General features: G+C 61.9%; 1 pseudogene. It reads right to left on the bottom strand.

The annotated features are described in order from the left end of the window. Positions 1-918: pseudogene (locus AB6807_RS39360) on the bottom strand (IS3 family transposase); the annotation flags it as partial. Between the last annotated feature and the right edge of the window lie 138 nt (positions 919-1,056).

The raw sequence follows: 1,056 nt of genomic DNA, 5'->3' as shown, positions 1-1,056 counted from the left end.
CCTTGCTCCTTGAGCAGCTCCTGGAAGTGCTCGCTGGTGTATTGGCTTCCTTGGTCGGAGTGATGCAGCAACGCGACCGGCTTGCCCCGGCGCCACACGGCCATCATCAACGCATCGGCCACGAGTTGCGAGGTCATGCTGTCCTGCATCGACCAGCCGACGATGCGACGCGAGTACAGGTCGAGCACCGCTGCGGCATATAGCCAGCCCTCGGCCGTCCAGATGTACGTGAAGTCGGCCACCCACTTCTGGTTGGGCGCATCAGCCTGGAACTGACGGTCCAACACGTTGTCGGCGATAGCGCTGCGCTGACCTCGGTCTTGCGGCAAGCCTCGGCGTCGTGGCCTCGCACGCAGGGCCTGTTCACGCATGAGCCGTTCAACGCGATGCAATCCGCATCTTTGACCCAGTGCCAGCACGTCATGCCACACGCTCCGGGCGCCATAGGTACGGTCGCTGCCCAGGAAGCTCTGACGCACCTGGCTGGCGAGCACCTCGTCTTCCAGGCTGCGTTGGCTTCGGGGCCTGCTGAGCCACGCATAGAAGCCGCTTCGCGAGACACCGAGCGCCTCGCACATCATTGCCAACGGCCACGTCCCTCGGTGTTTCGCAACGAAGCCGAACTTCATATCGACTCCTTGGCGAAGTAGGCCGCCGCTTTTTTCAACAGGTCACGCTCCATGCGCAGCTTGGCGTTCTCCTTCCTCAAACGCTCCAGCTCAGCCTGTTCGGGCTTCATCACGCCCTGACCAGGAAACGCCTGCTGCGGATCGAGCGCAGCCTCGCGCACCCCTTGCGCAACACGTTCTCGTGCACATCGAGGTCGCGTGCGGCCTGTGCCACCGACACGCCTCGTTCCTTTACCAGCTTGACTGCCTCAAGCTTGAACTCTCGGCTAAATTGCCTTCTCGTTCCCATGAACCACCTCCAGTTTCATCTTCCACCTTAACAAGGTGTCTTTGAAACCGGCAGCAGCCCAAACAGGTGAGTGACCTGCTGCACGGCAAGGAAGACACGGTGTGGGCGGACTCGGGCTATCGAGGCGCGCAGAGCCGA

It is taken from the genome of Variovorax sp. RCC_210, from assembly GCF_041355175.1.
GTDB lineage: Bacteria > Pseudomonadota > Gammaproteobacteria > Burkholderiales > Burkholderiaceae_C > Variovorax.
The sequence above is the reverse complement of the archived record's forward strand: the minus strand, read 5'-3'. Positions and strand labels throughout refer to the sequence as shown.